17 protein-coding genes are annotated in these 21,807 nt (G+C 60.0%); 10 read left to right on the plus strand and 7 right to left on the minus strand.

Annotation, left to right across the window (positions count from 1 at the left end; translation table 11 throughout):
- Positions 1–165: 165 nt before the first annotated feature.
- Positions 166–606 carry a universal stress protein gene (locus tag E3O56_RS10450; protein ID WP_005786147.1) on the minus strand — a complete coding sequence of 147 codons (441 nt, stop codon included), beginning with the start codon at positions 604–606 and terminating at the stop codon, positions 166–168.
- Between the two features lie 105 nt (positions 607–711).
- Here E3O56_RS10450 and E3O56_RS10455 point away from each other — a divergent pair, with 105 nt between their 5' ends.
- From E3O56_RS10455 to E3O56_RS10485, 7 genes are all read left to right on the plus strand, one after another.
- A complete protein-coding gene (locus tag E3O56_RS10455; protein ID WP_032877219.1) occupies positions 712–1,149 on the plus strand; it encodes a hypothetical protein in 438 nt (145 codons plus the stop codon).
- A 458-nt stretch (positions 1,150–1,607) separates the two neighbouring features.
- Complete coding sequence (gene fadB / locus E3O56_RS10460) at positions 1,608–3,755, plus strand: fatty acid oxidation complex subunit alpha FadB (protein WP_005786151.1); 2,148 nt, start codon at positions 1,608–1,610, stop codon at positions 3,753–3,755.
- A gap of 29 nt (positions 3,756–3,784) precedes the next feature.
- Positions 3,785–4,960, plus strand: a complete 1,176-nt coding sequence (gene fadA, locus E3O56_RS10465; protein WP_005786153.1) for an acetyl-CoA C-acyltransferase FadA — start codon at positions 3,785–3,787, stop codon at positions 4,958–4,960.
- 98 nt (positions 4,961–5,058) lie between these two features.
- Positions 5,059–5,295: a DUF1653 domain-containing protein gene (locus E3O56_RS10470; RefSeq protein WP_032803813.1), complete on the plus strand. Its 237-nt coding sequence runs from the start codon at positions 5,059–5,061 to the stop codon at positions 5,293–5,295.
- A gap of 114 nt (positions 5,296–5,409) precedes the next feature.
- Entirely contained in the window at positions 5,410–8,031 is a 2,622-nt protein-coding gene (gene topA, locus E3O56_RS10475; RefSeq protein WP_032877218.1) for a type I DNA topoisomerase, read from the plus strand.
- Between the two features lie 194 nt (positions 8,032–8,225).
- On the plus strand, positions 8,226–8,747 hold the full coding sequence (locus E3O56_RS10480; RefSeq protein ID WP_248128181.1) for a DUF6586 family protein: 522 nt from the start codon (positions 8,226–8,228) through the stop codon (positions 8,745–8,747).
- A 115-nt stretch (positions 8,748–8,862) separates the two neighbouring features.
- Positions 8,863–9,096, plus strand: coding sequence for a hypothetical protein (locus E3O56_RS10485; RefSeq protein WP_005786160.1), 234 nt, complete (start codon positions 8,863–8,865; stop codon positions 9,094–9,096).
- Positions 9,097–9,149: 53 nt separating this feature from the next.
- Here the strand turns inward: E3O56_RS10485 and sulA are convergent, their stop codons facing one another.
- Both sulA and lexA read right to left on the minus strand, forming a co-directional pair.
- Positions 9,150–9,623 carry an SOS-induced cell division inhibitor SulA gene (sulA, locus tag E3O56_RS10490; protein WP_005786162.1) on the minus strand — a complete coding sequence of 158 codons (474 nt, stop codon included), beginning with the start codon at positions 9,621–9,623 and terminating at the stop codon, positions 9,150–9,152.
- Between the two features lie 10 nt (positions 9,624–9,633).
- Positions 9,634–10,242 (minus strand): transcriptional repressor LexA, encoded by a 609-nt coding sequence (gene lexA, locus E3O56_RS10495; protein WP_003172575.1) that lies wholly within the window; start codon positions 10,240–10,242, stop codon positions 9,634–9,636.
- Between the two features lie 263 nt (positions 10,243–10,505).
- Here lexA and E3O56_RS10500 point away from each other — a divergent pair, with 263 nt between their 5' ends.
- Complete coding sequence (locus E3O56_RS10500) at positions 10,506–11,213, plus strand: TetR/AcrR family transcriptional regulator (RefSeq protein WP_005786171.1); 708 nt, start codon at positions 10,506–10,508, stop codon at positions 11,211–11,213.
- 136 nt (positions 11,214–11,349) lie between these two features.
- Positions 11,350–12,360, plus strand: coding sequence for a beta-N-acetylhexosaminidase (gene nagZ, locus E3O56_RS10505; RefSeq protein WP_248128182.1), 1,011 nt, complete (start codon positions 11,350–11,352; stop codon positions 12,358–12,360).
- A 101-nt stretch (positions 12,361–12,461) separates the two neighbouring features.
- On the opposite strand, the gene E3O56_RS10510 is transcribed toward nagZ, so the two are convergent.
- Genes E3O56_RS10510 through mfd form a run of 3 tightly spaced genes read right to left on the minus strand, consistent with a single transcriptional unit; the run spans position 12,462 to position 19,189 of the window.
- A complete protein-coding gene (locus tag E3O56_RS10510; RefSeq protein WP_248128183.1) occupies positions 12,462–15,152 on the minus strand; it encodes a DEAD/DEAH box helicase in 2,691 nt (896 codons plus the stop codon).
- A gap of 9 nt (positions 15,153–15,161) precedes the next feature.
- A complete protein-coding gene (locus E3O56_RS10515; RefSeq protein WP_248128184.1) occupies positions 15,162–15,728 on the minus strand; it encodes a CsiV family protein in 567 nt (188 codons plus the stop codon).
- A gap of 11 nt (positions 15,729–15,739) precedes the next feature.
- On the minus strand, positions 15,740–19,189 hold the full coding sequence (gene mfd, locus E3O56_RS10520; protein ID WP_148852349.1) for a transcription-repair coupling factor: 3,450 nt from the start codon (positions 19,187–19,189) through the stop codon (positions 15,740–15,742).
- Between the two features lie 340 nt (positions 19,190–19,529).
- Between mfd and E3O56_RS10525 the strand changes: the two genes are divergently transcribed.
- The gene (locus tag E3O56_RS10525; protein WP_032803369.1) at positions 19,530–20,993 is read left to right on the plus strand and encodes a glyceraldehyde-3-phosphate dehydrogenase; all 1,464 of its coding nucleotides are present in this window, start codon (positions 19,530–19,532) and stop codon (positions 20,991–20,993) included.
- Between the two features lie 184 nt (positions 20,994–21,177).
- Here E3O56_RS10525 and E3O56_RS10530 read toward each other — a convergent pair whose 3' ends face one another.
- A complete protein-coding gene (locus E3O56_RS10530; RefSeq protein WP_248128185.1) occupies positions 21,178–21,711 on the minus strand; it encodes a chalcone isomerase family protein in 534 nt (177 codons plus the stop codon).
- Positions 21,712–21,807: the final 96 nt, after the last annotated feature.

Genomic DNA, 21,807 nt, shown 5'->3' on the forward strand with positions numbered 1-21,807 from the left:
AAAAAGCCCGGCACTCTTCTATGAGCGCCGGGCTTTTTAATATGAAATGCGATTCAACTGTGGGAGCTGGCTTGCCTGCGATAGCGGTGTAACAGCCACCTGATGCATCAACTGACAGGCTGCTATCGCAGGCAAGCCAGCTCCCACATTAGACCTTCATCGGTCTTACGAACTCTTTGCCAGTTTGACGGCCAGTACATCGCAAGGCGCGCCGTGCAATACATCATTGGCGGTGGAGCCCAGCAACAGTGCCAGGCCATGACGGCCGTGGCTGCCGACCACGATCAGGTCACAGGCCTTTTCCTTGGCCAAGTGGTGGATTTCCTGACGCGGTTGGCCGTATGTCAGGTGGCAGTCTTCCTTTTTCAGGTGCGGGTATTTGAGAATCAAACGGTCCAGGCGCTCCTTGGCCTGGTCGAATTGTTGTTGCTGCAACTGGGAAAGGTCCATCGGTACGTCACCGCCAAAGGCCATGGCCATGGGCTCGACGATATGCACCAGCGACAGTATGGCGCCATTGGCCAATGCGGATTCCTGCGCGCGCTTGATCACCGGATCGCACTCTTCGGTCAGATCGACAGCGACCAGAATATGTTTGTAGGGCATGAGGCGTTCCTCCAAGGGACTGCAATAAGTTCAGTATGGCTGCTTTCAAGCGGATGGGGTTGCGTCAGGTCAAATCCGCTCATCTAGAAATTCGGGAGTACACATATGACGGTGTGGATAGTGGTGTCAATCCTTGCGGTGGTTTTAAGCCCCCTGGCCTGGCTGCGCCCGTCGCGTGGGCAGAGCGGGCGCATGGCCCTGCGCATGGAGGCACGCCGCATCGGCCTGGCCATGCAGTTGGCGCCCCAGGAATGGCCGCACTGGCTCAAGCAAGAGCCGCCGAGCCCTTGTGCGCAGTACTGTCGACCGCGGCGTGGGAGCACGCCGGCCATCTGGAGTTACTGGCAGTTGGAGCCGGGTGTGTGGGTCAATCAATGGCGCGAAGAGTGTGTGGATGAAAAGTTGTTGCCGTATTTTGCGACGCTGCCGGCGAACGTCTACAAGGTCGAGGCCGACAAGCAGATGATCGCCTTGTACTGGGGCGAGAAGGGCGACATGAGTGTGTTGAAGGATATTGATGCGTTGCTCAGGGCCTTGGCCTGACACTCCTACAGAGGCCGGGCAATAAAAAGCCCGACTTCATCATCGGGCTGGAGGTGGCCAGGCAGGCCGGTAAATCTGCAAGTTCCCGCTAGCCTAGCCGTATGTCCCTTTCTGTACAGCCGCTTCCCACATCTTTTCTATTATTGATCTTGTGAATATTTGAATATTGACGGGTTGCCTGCCTGTGGTCCGGGTTCTGAAATGACTGGAAAGTCGCGTTTTTCCTAGCCTTTGGAGCGATTGACAATTGCTCGGAATTGGATGAAGGTGGCGTACCCAAATCAAACGGGCGTATGAATTGAGCGTTTGTCCTACAGGCAGCTCATACATAACCCCGACTATCGCACTGGCGGGTGTGCCTGGCGGATGGGTTTGAGCATTGATGCGACTGTCAACGTCAAACCAGAGGCCAGCGTCCGGTGTGTACTGTTCAGCTTCCATATCGTGGAGATCAGTTGATGATTTACGAAGGTAAAGCCATCACGGTTAAGGCTCTTGAAAGTGGCATCGTCGAATTGAAATTCGACCTCAAGGGTGAGTCCGTCAACAAGTTCAACCGTCTAACCCTGAACGAACTGCGTCAGGCCGTAGACACCATCAAAGCAGATGCTTCGGTCAAGGGCGTGATCGTCTCCAGCGGCAAGGACGTGTTCATCGTCGGCGCTGACATCACCGAATTCGTCGACAACTTCAAGCTGCCCGATGCCGAGCTGGTGGCTGGCAACCTCGAAGCCAACAAGATCTTCAGCGATTTCGAAGACCTCAACGTGCCGACCGTTGCCGCGATCAATGGCATTGCGTTGGGTGGCGGCCTGGAAATGTGCCTGGCAGCGGATTTCCGTGTCATGTCCGCGACCGCCAAGATCGGCCTGCCGGAAGTCAAACTGGGCATCTACCCGGGCTTCGGCGGTACCGTGCGCCTGCCGCGCCTGATCGGTGCCGACAATGCGATCGAATGGATCGCCGCCGGTAAGGAAAACAAGGCCGAGGACGCACTGAAGGTCGGTGCCGTCGACGCAGTGGTGGCTCCGGACAAACTGGCCGAAGCCGCGCTGAACCTGATCAAGGGCGCCATCAGCGGCGAATTTGACTACAAGGCCAAGCGTCAGCCGAAGCTGGAAAAACTCAAGCTCAACGCTATCGAACAGATGATGTCGTTCGAAACCGCCAAAGGTTTCGTGGCAGGCCAGGCCGGTCCGAACTACCCGGCCCCGGTTGAAGCGATCAAGACCATCCAGAAGGCCGCGAACTTCGGTCGTGACAAAGCCCTGGAAGTGGAAGCGGCAGGCTTCGTCAAACTGGCGAAAACCTCGGCGGCCCAGAGCCTGATCGGCCTGTTCCTGAACGATCAGGAACTGAAGAAAAAGGCCAAGGCCTACGACGAAATTGCCAAGGACGTGAAACAGGCTGCCGTACTCGGCGCCGGTATCATGGGCGGCGGTATCGCCTATCAGTCGGCGTCCAAAGGCACGCCGATCCTGATGAAAGATATCAACGAGCACGGTATCGAGCAGGGCCTGGCCGAAGCCGCCAAGCTGCTGGTGGGCCGCGTTGATAAAGGTCGTATGACCGCTGCAAAAATGGCCGAAGTGCTCAATGGCATTCGTCCTACGCTGTCCTACGGCGATTTCGGCCACGTCGACCTGGTGGTCGAAGCGGTTGTCGAGAACCCGAAGGTCAAGCAGGCGGTATTGGCTGAAGTGGAAGCCCAGGTCAAAGATGACACCATCCTGGCCTCCAACACCTCGACAATTTCCATTTCGCTGCTGGCCAAGGCCCTCAAGCGTCCGGAAAACTTCGTCGGCATGCACTTCTTCAACCCGGTGCACATGATGCCGCTGGTGGAAGTGATCCGTGGCGAGAAGTCCAGCGAGCTGGCCGTTGCCACCACCGTTGCCTACGCCAAGAAAATGGGCAAGAACCCGATCGTGGTCAACGACTGCCCGGGCTTTTTGGTCAACCGCGTGCTGTTCCCCTACTTCGGCGGTTTCGCCAAGTTGGTCAGTGCCGGTGTGGACTTCGTGCGCATCGACAAGGTCATGGAGAAATTCGGCTGGCCCATGGGCCCGGCGTACCTGATGGACGTGGTCGGCATCGACACCGGCCACCACGGCCGCGACGTTATGGCTGAGGGCTTCCCGGACCGCATGAAAGACGACCGCCGCTCGGCGATCGACGCGCTGTACGAGGCCAAGCGCCTGGGCCAGAAGAACGGCAAGGGCTTCTACGCCTACGAGGCCGACAAGAAGGGCAAGCAGAAGAAAGTCGCCGACCCGTCGGTGCACGAAGTGCTCGCTCCGGTCATCTACGAACAGCGTGAGGTGTCGGACGAGGACATCATCAACTGGATGATGATCGCCCTGTGCCTGGAAACCGTGCGTTGCCTGGAAGACGGCATCGTCGAAACCGCCGCCGAAGCCGATATGGGCCTGGTGTACGGTATTGGTTTCCCTCCATTCCGTGGTGGTGCACTGCGCTACATCGATTCGATCGGTGTGGCCGAGTTCGTTGCCCTGGCTGACAAATACGCTGATTTGGGCCCGCTGTACCACCCGACCGCGAAGCTGCGTGAAATGGCCAAGAATGGCCAGAGCTTCTTCGGTTAAGCGCCCAATCGACTAGAGCGAGAATATTTATGAGCTTGAATCCAAGAGACGTCGTGATTGTCGACTTCGGTCGTACTCCGATGGGCCGCTCCAAGGGCGGCATGCACCGCAACACCCGCGCTGAAGACATGTCGGCGCACCTGATCAGCAAGCTGCTGGAACGTAACGTCAAGGTTGACCCGAACGAAGTCGAAGACGTGATCTGGGGCTGCGTCAACCAGACCCTGGAGCAGGGCTGGAACATCGCGCGCATGGCGTCGTTGATGACTCAGATCCCGCACACCGCAGCGGGCCAGACCGTCAGCCGCCTGTGTGGCTCGTCGATGAGCGCGCTGCACACCGCTGCGCAAGCGATCATGACCGGCAACGGTGATGTATTCGTGGTCGGCGGCGTGGAGCACATGGGCCACGTTAGCATGATGCACGGCGTCGATCCCAACCCGCACATGTCGCTGTACGCGGCAAAAGCCTCGGGCATGATGGGTCTGACCGCGGAAATGCTCGGCAAGATGCACGGCATCACTCGCGAAGCCCAAGACGCGTTCGGCCTGCGTTCCCACCAGCTCGCCCACAAGGCGACCGTGGAAGGCAAGTTCAAGGATGAGATCATCCCGATGAACGGCTACGACGAGAACGGTTTCCTGAAACTGTTCGACTACGACGAAACCATTCGTCCGGACACCACCCTGGAAAGCCTCGCGGCGTTGAAGCCTGCGTTCAATCCAAAGGGCGGCACCGTGACAGCCGGTACGTCGTCGCAGATCACCGACGGTGCTTCGTGCATGATCGTGATGTCGGCGCAGCGTGCCCAGGACCTGGGTATCCAGCCGCTGGCCGTGATCCGTTCGATGGCGGTAGCAGGTGTGGACCCGGCGATCATGGGCTATGGTCCAGTACCGGCCACACAAAAAGCCTTGAAGCGCGCAGGTCTTTCCATCTCCGATATCGACTTCTTCGAGCTCAACGAAGCTTTCGCCGCACAGGCCCTGCCAGTGCTGAAAGATTTGAAAGTACTCGACAAGATGAACGAGAAGGTTAACCTGCACGGCGGTGCGATTGCCCTGGGCCACCCATTCGGTTGCTCCGGTGCACGTATCTCCGGCACTTTGCTTAACGTGATGAAGCAAAATGGCGGCAACCTTGGGGTTGCAACCATGTGCATTGGTCTCGGCCAAGGCATCTCCACCGTCTTCGAACGCGTCTAAACGTTCGGTTGACGGAAGCCGGGGCCCAGTGCCCCGGTTTTTGTTTTTTGGAACTTTTTAATATTTTTTTTCAACAAATTTTGTACGAGGGCCAGAGCATGAAAGTCGAACCAGGGCTCTACCAACATTATAAGGGGCCGCAGTACCGCGTTTTCAGCGTGGCACGGCACTCCGAAACCGAAGAAGAAGTGGTGTTTTACCAAGCACTGTATGGCGAATACGGCTTTTGGGTGCGTCCCTTGAGCATGTTCCTGGAGACCGTTGAAGTTGACGGCGAGCAGGTCCCGCGCTTTGCTTTGGTCCAGGCCGAACCCAGTCTTTTTAAAGGGCAATAACGGCAGGTCGCGCAGAATGCTGCGCTTGACCTCACCTTGTTGCCACTATATATAGCGTTGCCGCGACAGGCGCCAACTGCCTTTCACTTCTCGAATTCAGGAATTTTCCGATCCATGGGCAAATCGCTGGTCATTGTGGAATCCCCGGCTAAGGCCAAGACCATCAACAAGTACTTGGGCAACGAGTACGTGGTGAAGTCGAGTATCGGCCATATCCGAGACCTGCCCACCAGCGGTTCGGCTAGCGCCAGCAAGGAGCCTGCCGCCAAGCGCGGCAAGGCGGCTGCGGGCGAAGGTCCGGTGCTCAGCCCTAAAGAGAAAGCGCGCAAGCAGCTGGTCTCGCGCATGGGTGTGGACCCGGACCATGGCTGGAAGGCCAAGTACGAAATCCTTCCGGGCAAGGAAAAGGTCATCGAAGAGCTGCGCCGGCTCGCCAAGGATGCTGACACCATCTATCTCGCGACGGACTTGGACCGCGAAGGGGAAGCCATTGCCTGGCACCTGCGCGAAGCCATCGGCGGTGATGACAGCCGCTACAAGCGTGTGGTGTTCAACGAAATCACCAAGAAAGCCATCCAGGAAGCCTTCTCCAAGCCGGGCGAGCTGGATATTGACCGCGTCAACGCCCAGCAGGCCCGTCGCTTCCTCGACCGCGTCGTGGGCTACATGGTCTCGCCACTGCTGTGGGCGAAAATTGCCCGTGGTTTGTCCGCCGGCCGTGTGCAATCGGTTGCGGTGAAGCTGGTGGTGGAGCGTGAGCGTGAGATTCGTGCGTTCAACCCCGAAGAGTATTGGGAAGTCCACGCTGACCTGGGCACCGCCAAGGGCGCCAACGTGCGCTTTGAAGTGGCCCGCGAGAAAGGCGAGGCCTTCAAGCCGCTGAACGAAGCCCAGGCCATGGCCGCGCTGGAGAAGCTCAAGGCCTCCAGCTACAGCATCGTCAAGCGCGAAGACAAACCGACCAGCAGCAAGCCGTCGGCGCCGTTTATCACTTCTACCCTGCAACAGGCCGCGAGCAACCGCCTGGGCTTCGGGGTGAAGAAGACCATGATGATGGCCCAGCGTCTGTATGAAGCCGGTTACATCACCTACATGCGTACCGACTCCACCAACCTGTCGCAAGACGCAGTGGCGATGGCGCGCACGTATATTGAAAGCGAGTTCGGCAAGACCTATCTGCCGGAGAAGCCGAACGTCTACAGCAGCAAGGAAGGCGCACAAGAGGCTCACGAAGCGATTCGTCCTTCCGACGCCAACACCACGCCCGCCAAGCTGAGCGGCATGGAGCGTGACGCTGAGCGCCTCTACGAGCTGATCTGGCGCCAGTTCCTGGCCTGCCAGATGCTGCCGGCGCAATACCTGTCTACCACTGTCAGTGTGGGCGCTGGCGACTTCGAGCTGCGCGCCAAGGGCCGTATCCTCAAGTTCGACGGCTACACCCGTGTCATGCCGCAAATCGCCAAGCCTGGCGATGACGACGTGCTGCCGGACATGGCCCAGGGCGACACGTTGAAGCTGATCAAGCTCGACCCGTCCCAGCACTTCACCAAGCCGCCGGCGCGTTATTCCGAAGCCAGCCTGGTGAAAGAGATGGAAAAGCGCGGTATCGGTCGTCCGTCGACCTACGCGGCGATCATCTCCACCATCCAGGACCGTGGCTACGTTGCGCTGCACAACCGTCGTTTCTATTCGGAAAAGATGGGTGACATCGTCACCGAGCGCCTGTCCGAGAGCTTCTCCAACCTGATGGACTACGGCTTCACCGCCGGCATGGAAGAGAATCTCGATGACGTGGCCCAGGGCGAACGCGACTGGAAAAACGTGCTGGATGAGTTCTACGGCGACTTCAAGAAAAAACTCGAAGTAGCCGAGAACCCTGAGAGCGGTATGCGCGCCAACCAGCCGGTGATGACGGATATTCCGTGCACCACCTGCGGTCGACCAATGCAGATTCGTACCGCCTCCACGGGCGTGTTCCTCGGTTGCTCAGGCTACAGCCTGCCGCCCAAAGAGCGCTGCAAGGCGACCGTCAATCTGGTGCCGGGTGATGAAATCGCGGCTGATGACGAGGGTGAGTCCGAGTCGCTGGTGCTGCGTGGCAAGCACCGCTGCCCGATCTGCAGCACGGCGATGGACGCCTACCTGCTGGACGAGAAGCACAAGTTGCACATCTGCGGTAACAACCCCGATTGCAATGGCTACGAGATCGAAGAGGGCACCTACCGCATCAAAGGCTATGAAGGTCCGAGCCTGGAATGCGATAAGTGCGGCAGCGAGATGCAGCTCAAGACCGGCCGTTTCGGCAAGTTCTTCGGCTGCACCAATCCTACCTGCAAGAACACGCGCAAACTGCTCAAAAGCGGTGATGCGGCGCCGCCGAAGATGGATCCGGTGAAGATGCCGGAGCTCAAGTGCGAAAAGGTCAACGACACCTACATCCTGCGTGACGGTGCTTCGGGGCTGTTCCTGGCTGCCAGCCAGTTCCCGAAAAACCGCGAGACCCGTGCGCCGCTGGTGCTGGAGATCGTGCCGCACAAGGACGAGATCGATCCGAAGTACCACTTCCTGTGTGAAGCGCCGAAGAAGGACCCGGATGGTCGCCCAGCCGTAATCCGCTACAGCCGCAAGACCAAGGAGCAGTACGTGCAGACCGAAGTGGACGGCAAGCCTACCGGCTGGAAAGCGTTCTACGACGGCGGCAAGTGGAAGGTCGAGGACAAGCGCCAGGGCGCTTGATCCGTCGGATGCGCTGAAGATCCAAATGTGGGAGGGGGCTTGCCCCCGATGAGGGAGTGTCAGTTGATACATCTGTAACTGACCCACCGCCATCGGGAGCAAGCCCCCTCCCACATTTGCACTTGCAGTACGTTCGGCTGATCCGTGACACTGTTCAGCCAGCATCACGCCTATTCGTTGTGGAGATTGCCGTCATGGCCAACGAACTCTATACCCGTACCAATCAGAAAATTTACTTCGCGGGTTTATCCCTGGACGCCCTTGGCCGTGCAGAGGAAGGGAAGGAGGTGAATGCCATCGCGCTGGTGCAGGCGGGGCGCGAAGCGGCCTTGTTTCATCTCTATGGCGCGTTGCTGGGGCTATGCCATGAAATTGCAGGGTTCTACCGCTTGCCCCAGGCAGGTGCCCCCCGTGCAGAAATGATCATGAATCGTGAAGTGCTCGATTCGATGGTGATCCCTGAGTTGGCCGAGCTGGTGGAAATGGCCCAGAGCCCTGACAGTTGGGTGGCACGGCTGCTCAAGGCCCATGCCGATATGTTCCATCCACCACGTATTCCCCATGTGCCCAAGGGCGATGTCACCCAGCCGCTGATCGTTGCCGTGGCGTTGGAACAGGATGAGCCCAAGCCCTTGGGGCGCGAAGAGTTGGAAGGCTGGCGCCAGGAGCTGAAAAAGATGGCGCTGCGTTTTCGTGAGGGGTTGAACGAGTGCTGAAGGTCGGCGCTCGCCGGGCACCATTCATCAAGCCGTAAAGAAACCTGCCCGGTTCCTCTGCGAGGCTGGGTGGATGACTGATATAATCTCGGCCTTTCGTGGAGAACAGACTTTTATGCCAACGTCCTTTCTGGAAATTGTTGAACTGCCTGATGGCCGAATCGAACTGCGCCGGGCTGAGGACGAAGGTTCTCTGGTTATTCTGGATTTTTCCGAAGATGCCAAAGTGTTCCTGCAGGGCCAGCACGTGGAAGTGGCTAAAGCCATGTTGAGCGTGGGCGTGCAGATGGCAGGTCGCCTGGCTGAAGGCGAACCGGAGAAGGACGACGGCCCGCGCGTACTTCACTGAGTCTTGTGGTGAGGGGGCTTCCAAGCCCGATCACTGCAAGCCAAGCTGTAGTTTTATCCCAAACGAATATTCAAACTCTGAGCGTCGCCCGTACGTGCGGCACTGATGAGTTGCTGCTTGGCGCTCGCATTCAACGGATTCAACCAGCTCACCACCGTATGACTGCGGCCTAGACGCAAGGCCTCACAGGTCAACTGCTGGGCGCTCTGCGCTCCCCGTGGCTGCAACAGCAGGATGCGCTCGCGGTTGAGGCCGGCGTCCCGCAGCCAGGCCTGGGTCAGGCTGGCGGGCGGGGCGATCAGCGTCAGCCAGCGTGCGTCCTGGTCTTCGCTCAATTCGCGCAGAATTGGCGCCAGCAGGTTCAGGCAGCTTTCGGCTGCACCGCGCAACGACAATTCACTGAACGCCTCAGGTTCACCGCCCCAGGGGGCTTCGACCGTTTCCTTGAGGATGGGCGCAAGGGGTTGGGCCATAAAGGCCTCGAACAGCGACAGTTGTGTGTGTTGTGGGGTGTGCACGAGCTGCATGATGCCTCCTTTAGCGGCGAATGACGCCGACACTCAAGCCTTCGATCACCAGGTCCTGATCTTTCAGGTTGACTTCAATCGGGGCGAACTCAGGGTTCTCGGCCAGTAGCCAGACCTTGCTGCCTTCACGCTTGAAGCGTTTGACCGTGACCTCATCACCGATACGGGCGACGACGATCTGGCCATTGCGGGCTTCACGGGTGGTATGCACTGCGAGCAGGTCGCCATCGAAGATGCCTACGTCTTTCATGCTCATGCCGTGCACACGCAACAGATAGTCGGCGCGAGGATGGAAGAAGGTCGGGTTGATGTTGCAGGATTCCTCGACGTGCTGCTGCGCCAGGATCGGCGCACCGGCAGCGACGCGGCCGATGATCGGTAGTGTCGATTCGTCGGCCTTGGCTTCAAAGCCAGGGATGCGGATACCGCGTGAAGCCCCTGGAGTCATCTCGATCGCGCCTTTGCGAGCGAGCGCCTTGAGGTGTTCTTCCGCGGCATTCGGGGACTTGAACCCCAGTTCCAGGGCAATCTCCGCACGGGTAGGCGGGTAACCGTTGTCATCGAGGCAGCGCTTGATGAAGGCCAGAATCTCGGCTTGGCGTGGCGTCAGTTTTAGCATGTTGATCGCTCTGTCTTTTTATACAGTGACTGGGATTATATACAGTGAACTGCGCTTGGCAATCATCCTTTTGCGCGACTCCGCTGGACGGTCATGCGTCACCCTTCCTACAACGTAGATAGGGTGTTGCCTACACGGCGAAAGGGATGTGATTAAATAGCGATGAAAGGGGTGACTGCCCGGCCGGAAAGCGAACCCGCAGGCTTGACAAGACACACTCTGAAACGTATGTTTCAAACAAGTGTTTGTCAGGCGGAGTAGCCATGGCCCAGTCGGAAACCGTTGAACGCATTCTCGATGCTGCCGAGCAATTGTTCGCGGAAAAAGGATTTGCTGAAACCTCATTGCGGCTGATCACCAGCAAGGCTGGGGTCAACCTCGCTGCCGTGAACTATCATTTCGGCTCGAAAAAAGCCCTGATCCAAGCGGTGTTTTCCCGCTTCCTGGGGCCATTCTGTGCCAGCCTCGACCGTGAGTTGGAGCGCCGCCAGGCCAAGGCTGATCACAAGCCAAGCCTGGAAGAGCTGCTGGAAATTCTTGTAGAGCAGGCGTTGGTCGTGCAACCTCGCAGTGGTAATGACCTGTCGATCTTCATGCGCCTGCTGGGCCTGGCGTTCAGCCAGAGCCAAGGCCACCTGCGTCGTTACCTGGAAGACATGTACGGCAAAGTATTCCGCCGCTATATGTTGCTGGTCAACGAGGCGGCCCCACGTATTCCGCCTATCGAACTGTTCTGGCGCGTGCATTTCATGCTCGGCGCTGCGGCGTTCAGCATGTCCGGGATCAAGGCGTTGCGAGCGATAGCCGAGACCGATTTCGGCGTGAACACCTCGATCGAACAGGTGATGCGCCTGATGGTGCCGTTCCTCGCTGCGGGTATGCGCGCCGAGACCGGCGTCACCGACTCGACCATGGCTGCCGCCCAATTGCGCCCACGCAGCAAAACTGCACCGGTCGCTGCCAAGGTTTGATCGCCCCTGGGTGTGCGTGGCCGCTAGCATCCGCTAAGCTAGCCGCCATGCCGATTTCAGCTATTTATCCGCAACCCGTCGTGCTGACCGTGCCTGGTCAGCCCGACGGGTTGTGTGCGTTATTTAAGGAAGGTTTATGACTGCTGCCCTGCAAGGTTCTTTGATGGTCGACGTTGCCGGTACCTGGCTGACGGCCGAGGATCGTCACCTGTTGCGCCAACCGGAAGTGGGCGGTCTGATTATTTTTGCGCGCAATATCGAGCATCCACGCCAGGTTCGCGAGCTGAGTGCGGCGATCCGTGCGGTGCGCCCGGACCTGCTGCTGGCGGTCGACCAGGAAGGCGGGCGCGTACAGCGCCTGCGCCAGGGCTTTGTGCGCCTGCCAGCCATGCGCGCGCTGGCCGATAACCCCAACGCTGAATACCTGGCAGAACAGTGCGGCTGGATCATGGCCACCGAAGTACTGGCCGTGGGTCTCGACCTGAGTTTCGCCCCAGTGCTGGACCTGGATTACCAACGCAGCGCCGTGGTCGGCACTCGCTCCTTCGAAGGCGACCCCGAGCGCGCCGCCGTACTGGCCGGTGCCTTTATTCGCGGCATGAACAGCGCCGGTATGGCTGCCACCGGCAAGCACTTCCCTGGCCACGGTTGGGCCGAGGCCGATTCCCATGTCGCCATTCCCAATGACGAGCGCAGCCTGGAACAGATTCGCGCCAACGACCTGGTGCCTTTCGCACGTCTGAGTAAGCAATTGGCCGCCGTGATGCCGGCGCACGTCATTTACCCGCAGGTTGATGCCCAGCCTGCTGGTTTTTCGCGTCGCTGGTTGCAGGACATCCTGCGCGGTGAGTTGCAGTTCGACGGGGTGATCTTCAGCGATGACCTGTCCATGGCGGGCGCCCACGTGGTCGGTGATGCGGCCAGCCGTATCGAAGCGGCGTTGACCGCTGGTTGTGACATGGGCTTGGTGTGCAATGACCGTGCGGCGGCCGAGTTGGCGCTGAGTGCAGCACAGCGGATGAAGGTCACGCCATCGGCGCGGATAGCGCGTATGCGTGGGCAGGCGGTTGCCTCAGCGGACTATAAGCAGGACCCGCGTTGGCTGACAGCGCTTACTGCGTTGCGCGATGCGCAGTTGATCGGCTGAAAACCGAAGCGCGGCCATCGCAGGCAAGCCAGCTCCCACATTTTGATTTGTGAATACATTCAAGTGTGGGAGCTGGCTTGCCTGCGATAGCGATCTAACAGTCAGCGCTTCTCTTGCTTATTAGGCAGTGGTGCGAAGAGCGCCTCGATATCCTCATTACCCAACTGCCAATCCCCCGTGGTCCGCCCATCCAGCACGCCCGCCGCCAAGTCGGATTTCTCCTTCTGCAGGTGCTGGATTTTCTCCTCCACCGTGCCTCGGGCAATCATCTTGTACACGAACACCGGTTTTTCCTGCCCGATGCGATACGCGCGGTCGGTGGCCTGGTTTTCCGTGGCCGGGTTCCACCACGGGTCGTAGTGAATCACCGTGTCGGCTTCGGTCAGGTTCAAACCCACGCCACCGGCCTTCAAGCTGATCAAAAAGATCTGCAACTTGCCGCTCTGGAAATCCTTCACCGGTGTACGTCGGTCACGGGTCTGGCCGGTCAGCAGTGCGTAGGCAATCCCGCGTTTTTTCAGTTCGATTTCGATCAGGCTCAGCATCGAAGTGAACTGCGAGAACAGCAGAATCCTGCGACCTTCGGCAAACAGCTCGTCGAGCATGTCCATCAGGCTGTCGAGCTTGCCCGAGCTGCTGCCACGGGCGGGCAGAGTGGCGTCGTTGACCAGGCGCAGGTCGCAGCACACCTGGCGCAGTTTGAGCAGCGCTTCAAGGATGATGATCTGGCTGCGGGCCACGCCCTTGCGGGTGATCTCGTCGCGGACCTTTTTATCCATGGCCAGGCGCATGGTTTCGTACACGTCGCGCTGGGCCTCGTTGAGGTCGACCCAGTGGATAATTTCGGTCTTGGGTGGCAGTTCGGTTGCCACTTGTTCCTTGGTGCGGCGTAGCAGGAAGGGTTTGATCCGACCGTTGAGGTGCTGCAATCGCACCTCGCTGGCACGCTTTTCAATCGGCACGCGGTAATCACGGTTGAAGCTCTTCACATCGCCCAGCCAACCCGGCAACAGGAAGTGGAACAGCGACCACAGCTCGCCCAAGTGGTTTTCCAATGGCGTGCCGCTCAGGCACAGGCGCTGGCGGGCATTCAGCTCGCGTGCGGCCTGGGCGGCCTTGCTGGACGGGTTCTTGATGTACTGCGCTTCATCCAGGATCAATACATGCAAGGGCAGGGCGGCGAGCGTGTCGATGTCCTTGGGCAGCAGGGCATAGGTGGTCAGCAGCAGGTCGTAGTCGTGCAGGTTGGCGAAGTGTTTCTTGCGCCCTGCGCCGTACAGCGCCTGCACCCGCAGTTGCGGGGTGAAGTGCGCAGCTTCGTCGAGCCAGTTCGGAATCAGGCTGGTGGGCATCACGACCATGCAGGGCCGATCAAGGCGCCCGGCGATTTTCTCGGTGAGAATATGCGCCAGGGTTTGCAGGGTTTTGCCCAGGCCCATGTCGTCCGCGAGAATCCCGCCCACTTCCAGCTGGCGCAGTGACTGCATCCAGCTCAAGCCTTCCAGTTGATAGGGGCGCAAGGTTGCGTTCAGGCCCTCGGGCGCCACGCAGGTGAAGTCCTTGATGTCCCGCAGACGTTGGGCGAAGTTGCGAATCTTCTCGCCACCCTCCCATTGCAACGGCAGGTCTTCCAGTGGATTGAGCCGAATCGCGTCGGCCTTGGCCAGGCGCAACGTCGTGGTACCGGTTTCTTGCAGGTAGAACTCGCCGAGAGTCGCCAGCACCGGCTTCAAGCGCCCGTAGGGCAGCGCCACTTGCAGCGGGCCGTGGCCGTTGGGCAGCCCGGGGATATTCACCAGGATCAGTTCATCATCGCGGCGCCTTGCGAGTTTTTCCGGGTTGAGGATCTCGGTGTGGGAGCGCATCAGGTTCAACAGGATCGGCAGCAGGCTCAACCGCTCGCCATTGACGATGATGCCCAACTCCAGGTCGAACCAGTCACGCTCCGGCGCTTCATCGACGCTGGCGTACCAGTCGTCCACCGGGCTCAGGTCGAAACCGAAGTCTTCATCGATTTGCAGCTCCCAGCCCTCGGCCCGCAGCGTGGGCGATGAGTTGAGCGTGAAGTTCAGCCAGGCGCTGTCATTGACCATCTCGAACAGCTCGCCGGCGCTTTCAGGCAAGGCCTTGCTTTGGCGCGTAGCGATCTTGAAACCCAGCAGACGCAGCTGTTCGCGACAGGCTTGTTCCTGCTCGGGATGGCGCTTGATGCGCAGGCTCTGGGTGTCCTGGCGCACGATGATATCGGCGTTCTTTTGCCCGCTGACGTAATTGCCCAGGTAGTTGAACGACAGTGCCGCACGGTGCTGGATATAGCGCTGCATCTTGCCGTTGCGCGGTTCGAACGCGCTGAACTCGACGCTCGCCAGCCACAGGCGTGGCACGGGCCGCACATCCTCCATGACCACCTGCGGCAGGACCACGCGGTTATCCAGCACGGCCTGGAGTTTTTCCAGCAGTTGCGCATCCTGGGTCGCCGCCGGGTAGGCCAGGGTTTCCTGGACCTTGAGCAGCACCGCCGCGATGTGTTTGCAGTTGGTGTGCACCGGGCAGGTACAGCGGCTATCCACCAGGATCAGCAGGCCCTTGGCCGACTCACGCAACGAGATGGTTTGCCGATAGACGTTACCGCCGGAGCCTTCGCAACTGGCGGTAATGGTGCTGTCACCGCACTCGACGATACGCACGCGATTTTCCAGTGCGTAACGCCGCCCGCGCTCCAGGCTCTGCTCTTTGAAGCGATTGGCCCACGAAGGGGCCAGGGGTTTGGTCAGAGGCGAAGTGAGGGGCATGGCGCTGGATCAGTCCTGCATGTCGGGCGGCGGTGCGCTGGGCGGCTTGGCGGTCAGCGAGGTGATCTTGATCAGCAACGCCAGGTGGCCGCCGTCCAGGTAATTAAGCTGGTTGTTCTTGGTGCGTACGTCTTTCTGCGCCAGGTGTTCACTGGCGATCACGCTGCCGTTGCCGTCGAACTGGTTGATCCAGAAGTCGGCATCGATGTCGGTGAAACGACCCAGTTGCAGGCTCAGCACGCCTTCGATAGGGAACTGGCCGAATTGCTCCTGGCCGTCGGTGATCGCGATCCTCACCGGCTGCTCGCCCAGGTTCTGTTCCCAGGCCTTGTGCGCGAGCACGGTGTAGTTGGAATCGGCGCGCAATTTTTCGACGATGTTGCCCAGGCGCGGCGGGCTCAGCCGCTCGCCCAGGCGCGGTGCACCTTCATCCCAGTTTTCCGGCGCGGCGCGGCTGTTGATCACCGGCTCGGCATTCTGGCGCACCAGGATCATTTCCACCTGGTACGGGCTGTCGGCAAATGCCGAAGGCGCGAGTACCACCAACAACAGGCTCAGAATGCGGAACAAGCGCATGGCGGCGTCCTTCAAGCGGATTTCGGGATGAGGCGCTCAAACAGCGCCTCCAGGGTATTGAAGCGTTCTTCGGCACGTTCCATCGGCACCATGAACTTGAACAGCGTAGCCCCTTCGAACTTGTAGCGGTTGGGCTGGCCCTGGATCAGCTTGATCAGCACCAACGGGTCGACCGGCGTCTGCGCTTCGAATTCGATACGCCCACCTTGCGGCCCGGCGTCGACCTTCTTGATCCCCAACTGCTCGGCCTGCAACTTGAGCAGGGTCAGGCGCACCAGGTTCTTGGTCGGTTCGGGCAGCAGGCCGAAGCGGTCGATCATCTCTACTTGCAGGTCCTTGAGGCCCTCTTCGTCGGTGGCCGAGGCGATGCGCTTGTAGAGGATCAGCCGCGCATGCACATCCGGCAGGTAGTCTTCGGGAATCAATGCCGGCAAGCGCAGGTTGATCTCCGGGCCGCCGCCCAGGGGTTGATCGAGATTCGGTTGCTCGCCCTTGCGGATGGCTTTCACTGCGCGTTCGAGCATCTCCATATACAGGGTGAAGCCGACCGCCTGGATCTGCCCGCTCTGGCCATCGCCCAGCAGTTCGCCGGCGCCACGGATTTCCAGGTCGTTGGTGGCCAGCACAAAACCGGCGCCGAGGTCCTGGGTGTTGGCGATCGCTTCCAGGCGTTTTTCCGCATCGGAAGTGATCTGTTGGCGTGGCGGCGTGAGCAGATAGGCGTAGGCCTGGTGGTGACTGCGCCCGACGCGGCCGCGCAGTTGGTGCAGCTGCGCCAGGCCGAACTTGTCGGCGCGCTCGATGATGATGGTGTTGGCGCTGGGCACGTCGATGCCGGTCTCGATGATGGTCGAGGCGATCAGCACGTTGAAGCGCTTGTGGTAGAAGTCGCTCATTACCTGTTCGAGTTCGCGCTCGCGCATCTGCCCGTGGCCAATGGCGATACGGGCTTCCGGCACCAGTTCGGCGAGGTCGGCGGCGCATTTCTCGATGGTCTTCACATCGTTATGCAGGTAATACACCTGGCCGCCGCGCAGCAGTTCACGCAGCAGTGCTTCCTTGACCGTGCTCTTGTTCTGCTCCATCACGAAGGTGCGCACTGACAGGCGGCGTGCGGGTGGTGTAGCGATGATCGACAGGTCGCGCATACCTGAAACGGCCATGTTCAGCGTGCGCGGAATCGGCGTAGCGGTGAGGGTAAGGATGTCGACTTCGCTGCGCAGGGCCTTGAGCTGTTCTTTCTGGCGCACACCAAAGCGGTGCTCTTCGTCGATGATCACCAGGCCCAGGTTCTTGATCTTCACATCGTCCGACAGCAGTTTGTGGGTGCCGATGACGATATCGATCTTGCCCTCGGCCAGGTCGGCAACGGCGGCATTCACTTCCTTGGCGGACTTGAAGCGGCTCATCACCTCCACGGTCACTGGCCAGTCGGCAAAGCGGTCGCGGAAGCTGTTGTAGTGCTGCTGGGCGAGCAGGGTGGTCGGCACCAGGATCGCCACCTGGCGACCGCCGTGTACCGCAATAAAGGCCGCGCGCATGGCCACTTCGGTTTTGCCGAAGCCCACGTCGCCACACACCAGGCGGTCCATCGGCTTGGGCGCGAGCATGTCGGCGCGCACCGCCTCGATGGTGGTTTGCTGGTCTGGGGTTTCTTCGAAAGCGAAGCCGGCGCTGAAGGTGGCGTAGTCGGCTTTCGGGTCGGCGAACGCGTAGCCTTCGCGGGCGGCACGGCGCGCATAGATGTCGAGCAGTTCGGCGGCGACGTCGCGAACCTGTTCGGCGGCCTTGCGCTTGGCTTTCTGCCAGGTCTCGGAGCCCAGGCGATGCAACGGTGCCAAAGCGTCGTCGCTACCGGTGTAACGGGCGATCAGGTGCAGGCTGGCCACCGGCACGTAGAGCTTGGCGCCCTCGGCGTATTCCATGGTGAGGAATTCGGCGGCCTGGTTGTCGATCTCCAGTGTCTGCAAGCCCAGGTAGCGGCCGACACCGTGGTCGATGTGCACCACCGGGGCGCCTTCGCGCAGTTCGGTGAGGTTCTTGATCACTGCATCATTGTTGGCGTCTGCGCGTTTTTCCCGGCGACGGCGCTGCATCACGCGCTGGCCGAACAGCGGGCTCTCGGCGATCAGGGCGAGGGCCGGGTCGTCCAGCAACAAGCCTTCGTCCAAGGGGGCGATGGTGATCGCCAGGCGCTCTTTGCTATTTACAAAATCCGGCCAGCTGTCGACGGTCTTGGGCCGCAGTTTCAAGCGTTCCAACAGCTCCAGCAGCACTTCGCGGCGCCCGGCGGACTCGGCGGTAAACAGCACGCGGCCAGGGAAGTCACCGAGGAAGTTGGACAGCGCTTCCAACGGTTGCGTGGCTTTGGCCTGGATCGCCAGGTCGGGCAGGGTTCCCGCGGGGAAGCGTTCCCGACCACTGCCGGCGTCTACATCTTGTTGGCTGGCGACCACGCGCGGCCAGTTTTTCAAGCGGGCGAAGCAGTCTTCTACGGGAAGGAACAATTCGGCGGGCGGCAATAAAGGCCGGGACGGATCGACGCGGCGCTCTTCATAGCGGTTGCGCACGTCGTTCCAGAAGTTTTCCGCCGCCTGCTCGATGCCTGGCAGCGAGAACACCTGGGTGTCCTGGGGCAGGTAGTCGAAGAGGGTGGAGGTTTCGTCGAAGAACAATGGCAGGTAGTACTCGATACCCGCTGGGGTAATCCCGCTGCTTAAGTCCTGGAAGATTGGGCAGCGACGGAAATCCACGTCAAAGCGCTCACGAAAGCGCGCCTTGAAACGGGTGACCGCGTCTTTTTGCAGCGGGAACTCCCGCGCCGGCAGCAGCTTGATCGAGTCGACCTTGTCGATGGAGCGCTGGTTTTCCGGATCAAAGGTGCGCAAGGTCTCGATTTCGTCATCGAACAGGTCGATGCGATACGGCAACTTGCTGCCCATCGGGAACAGGTCGATCAGGGCGCCGCGCACTGCGAACTCACCGTGCTCGTACACCGTGTCGACGCAGCGGTAGCCGCTGGCTTCCAGGCGCGTGCGCATCTGTTCTACGTCGAGCTTCTGGCCGATATCCAGCACCAGGCTGCTGCCGAGCAGGAACTTGGTCGGCGCCAGGCGGTGCAGCGCCGTGGTGATCGGCACCACCAGCACGCCGTGGGCCAGTTCCGGCAAGCGGTACAGGCTGGCGATGCGCTGGGAGATGATGTCCTGGTGCGGCGAGAACAGGTCGTAAGGCAGGGTTTCCCAGTCGGGAAAATGCAGCACCGGCAAATCCGGGGCGAAGAAGCTCAGCTCCTGCTCCAGCCGTTCGGCACTTTGGCTGTCGGCGGTAAGCAGCAGGGTAAAGCGCTTGGCTGCGCTGGCAGCCTCGGCAATGGCCAGGCTCAGGGCGGCACCGGGCAGGTTGCCCCAGTGCTGTTTACCTGCCGCGGCAGGGAGAAGCGGTAGACGCAGAACGGGCACGGAAGGTTGAGCTCCAAGCGTTGCGACAAAGTCGGTAATTGTAACGGCCCCAGGTGCCGCCTGTCAGTTGCTGACTGTGCCTATTACGGTTTGTAGGAAATGTAGTGGCTAAGACAAACAATGACCGGTTTTGACTCAATATGTAGTGCCAAAATGCGTGAATGTTTAGGAGGGTTACGGACAAGTCGGCGATGGCGCTGGACTAGTGGCCTTCTGGAACCCGCGTATTTACTGGGCTGTAGCGCGGAGGTATTTTTTTGCAAGGGCTTTTTGTTGCCCCTCGCGCATTGCTCAACGGCCAGTCGGGCGACATAATGTAGCCCCTTTTTTCTGCCCCTACATGTGGAAGGTTCCCGTGACTCAGAAGCCCGACCAGTGTCTTGGTGAATGGATCGACCGTGAAGCACTCGCAGAAGCGATGATTCCGCTTATCGGCCAGCTGTACCGCAATAACAATGTGGTGAGCTCGATCTATGGCCGCAGCCTGATCAACCAGTCTGTCATCGCGATTCTCAAAGCTCACCGCTTTGCGCGCCATCGCTCCGCCGACGACAGCGAACTCTCCGTCCACGAAACATTCCCACTGCTTAAAGCCATGAGCGAGCTCAAGCTCGGCGCGGCCTCGGTAGACCTGGGCAAGTTGGCCTACAAATTCCGCAAGGAAGGCGCCGGCCGCAGTGCCGAGCAGTTCGTGCGTGAAGAAATGGCCGATGTGGTTGGCCAGCAAAACGCTGCCGCCCGCAAAGGCACCGACGTGGTGCTGTACGGCTTCGGCCGTATCGGCCGCCTGCTGGCGCGCATCCTGATCGAGAAAACCGGTGGCGGCGACGGCCTGCGCCTGCGTGCCATCGTGGTGCGCAAAGGCGCCGAGAACGACCTGACCAAGCGCGCCAGCCTGCTGCGTCGCGATTCGGTACACGGCTCGTTCAACGGCACCATCACCATTGACGAAGAAAACAACACCATTACCGCCAACGGTAACCTGATCCAGGTGATCTACGCGAAGAACCCGACCGAGGTGGATTACACCCAGTACGGCATCCAGGACGCCCTGCTGGTGGACAACACCGGCGTATGGCGTGATGCCGAGGGCCTGGGCCAGCACCTGGCTTGCCCGGGTATCGACCGTGTCGTGTTGACCGCGCCTGGCAAAGGCAAGCTCAAGAACATCGTGCACGGCATCAACCACGCTGAAATCACCGCTGACGACAAGATCGTGTCCGCCGCTTCCTGCACCACCAACGCCATCGTGCCGGTGCTCAAGGCTGTGAATGACAAGTTCGGTATCGTTAACGGCCACGTTGAAACCGTTCACTCGTACACCAACGACCAGAACCTGATCGACAACTTCCACAAGGGCGATCGCCGTGGTCGTAGCGCCGCGTTGAACATGGTGATCACCGAGACCGGTGCTGCCACCGCTGCTGCCAAGGCCCTGCCTGAGCTGGCCGGCAAGCTGACCGGTAACGCGATCCGTGTACCGACGCCGAACGTGTCGATGGCCATTCTCAACCTCAACCTTGAGAAAGCCGCCACCCGCGAAGAGATGAACGAGTACCTGCGCTACATGGCGCTGCACTCCGACCTGCACAAGCAGATCGACTTCGTCAACTCGCAGGAAGTGGTCTCCACCGACTTCGTTGGCTCGCGCCACGCCGGTGTGGTGGACGCTGAAGCGACCATCACCCAGGACAACCGTGTTGTGCTGTACGTGTGGTACGACAACGAGTTTGGCTACAGCTGCCAGGTGGTTCGCGTGATGGAAGACATGGCTGGGGTCAACCCGCCTGCGTTCCCGCGCTAAGCCTTTGGGCTGAATGAGAAAGCCCCGACTGGTTCGGGGCTTTTTTATGGCTGTGGATTTTGTGTCGCCTGGAGGGCCTCATCGGGGGCAAGCCCCCTCCCACATTGGGTCGTATTCCTTCAGGGTGGCCTCGGTCAACTGTGGGAGGGGGCTTGCCCCCGATGGCGGTGCTACAGCCGACACATCAATTCAGCAACTTGTCGCGCAACTCATCAGACAGCCCTTTGGGCGCCAGCCAGATGCCCAGGTAGGCCCGCGCCAGTTCCTCATCACGACTGCTGAACACCACCTGCTCATTGATCTCCAGCTTCAACCCACGGCCCGGACGAAAATCCAGGGCATAACGATCACCCCTGCGGACGTTGCGAAAGCTGGCGTGCAACTGATCCAACTGCGGCTTTAATCGAGCATTGGCTTGCTGGCGTTCCAGGGTTACCGTGGCCGCCTTGATTACATCATCGCGGTCAATGTCGCGAAAGTAATACAACGCCAGGCGCACAGCCTTCTGTTGCTCCCAGGCTTGCTTTGCAGCGAGGTCAGTCGGTGCATACAGCGCCGCCGCATACACATCCGCCCAAAGATAGTTGAACACCGCCTGGTTTTTCAGGGCCAGCCCCTCGACCTGTGCGGGGAAGCTTGCCTGCTTGAGCCGCTTCGCATCGTTGGCGTGCGTCGTGAGCGACACTATCAGCATTAAACAAAAAAATAGTTGTCGCATAAGGCTCACCCTCAATTCGGCGCTGATTTGCGTCCTGTAGTATGGCAACACTGGCCTACGACGCGACCAAGGGTTAATGTTCGCGGCGCTCGGCCT

Source organism: Pseudomonas sp. W2Aug9 (assembly GCF_023127755.1).
GTDB lineage: Bacteria > Pseudomonadota > Gammaproteobacteria > Pseudomonadales > Pseudomonadaceae > Aquipseudomonas > Aquipseudomonas synxantha_A.

Excerpts from the sequence above, each read along its gene's own strand:
- E3O56_RS10450 (WP_005786147.1), bottom strand. The coding sequence starts at position 606 with ATGCCCTACAAACATATTCTGGTCGCTGTCGATCTGACCGAAGAGTGC.
- E3O56_RS10455 (WP_032877219.1), top strand. The coding sequence starts at position 712 with ATGACGGTGTGGATAGTGGTGTCAATCCTTGCGGTGGTTTTAAGCCCC.
- fadB (WP_005786151.1), top strand. The coding sequence starts at position 1,608 with ATGATTTACGAAGGTAAAGCCATCACGGTTAAGGCTCTTGAAAGTGGC.
- fadA (WP_005786153.1), top strand. The coding sequence starts at position 3,785 with ATGAGCTTGAATCCAAGAGACGTCGTGATTGTCGACTTCGGTCGTACT.
- E3O56_RS10470 (WP_032803813.1), top strand. The coding sequence starts at position 5,059 with ATGAAAGTCGAACCAGGGCTCTACCAACATTATAAGGGGCCGCAGTAC.
- topA (WP_032877218.1), top strand. The coding sequence starts at position 5,410 with ATGGGCAAATCGCTGGTCATTGTGGAATCCCCGGCTAAGGCCAAGACC.
- E3O56_RS10480 (WP_248128181.1), top strand. The coding sequence starts at position 8,226 with ATGGCCAACGAACTCTATACCCGTACCAATCAGAAAATTTACTTCGCG.
- E3O56_RS10485 (WP_005786160.1), top strand. The coding sequence starts at position 8,863 with ATGCCAACGTCCTTTCTGGAAATTGTTGAACTGCCTGATGGCCGAATC.
- sulA (WP_005786162.1), bottom strand. The coding sequence starts at position 9,623 with ATGCAGCTCGTGCACACCCCACAACACACACAACTGTCGCTGTTCGAG.
- lexA (WP_003172575.1), bottom strand. The coding sequence starts at position 10,242 with ATGCTAAAACTGACGCCACGCCAAGCCGAGATTCTGGCCTTCATCAAG.
- E3O56_RS10500 (WP_005786171.1), top strand. The coding sequence starts at position 10,506 with ATGGCCCAGTCGGAAACCGTTGAACGCATTCTCGATGCTGCCGAGCAA.
- nagZ (WP_248128182.1), top strand. The coding sequence starts at position 11,350 with ATGACTGCTGCCCTGCAAGGTTCTTTGATGGTCGACGTTGCCGGTACC.
- E3O56_RS10510 (WP_248128183.1), bottom strand. The coding sequence starts at position 15,152 with ATGCCCCTCACTTCGCCTCTGACCAAACCCCTGGCCCCTTCGTGGGCC.
- E3O56_RS10515 (WP_248128184.1), bottom strand. The coding sequence starts at position 15,728 with ATGCGCTTGTTCCGCATTCTGAGCCTGTTGTTGGTGGTACTCGCGCCT.
- E3O56_RS10525 (WP_032803369.1), top strand. The coding sequence starts at position 19,530 with ATGTGGAAGGTTCCCGTGACTCAGAAGCCCGACCAGTGTCTTGGTGAA.
- E3O56_RS10530 (WP_248128185.1), bottom strand. The coding sequence starts at position 21,711 with ATGCGACAACTATTTTTTTGTTTAATGCTGATAGTGTCGCTCACGACG.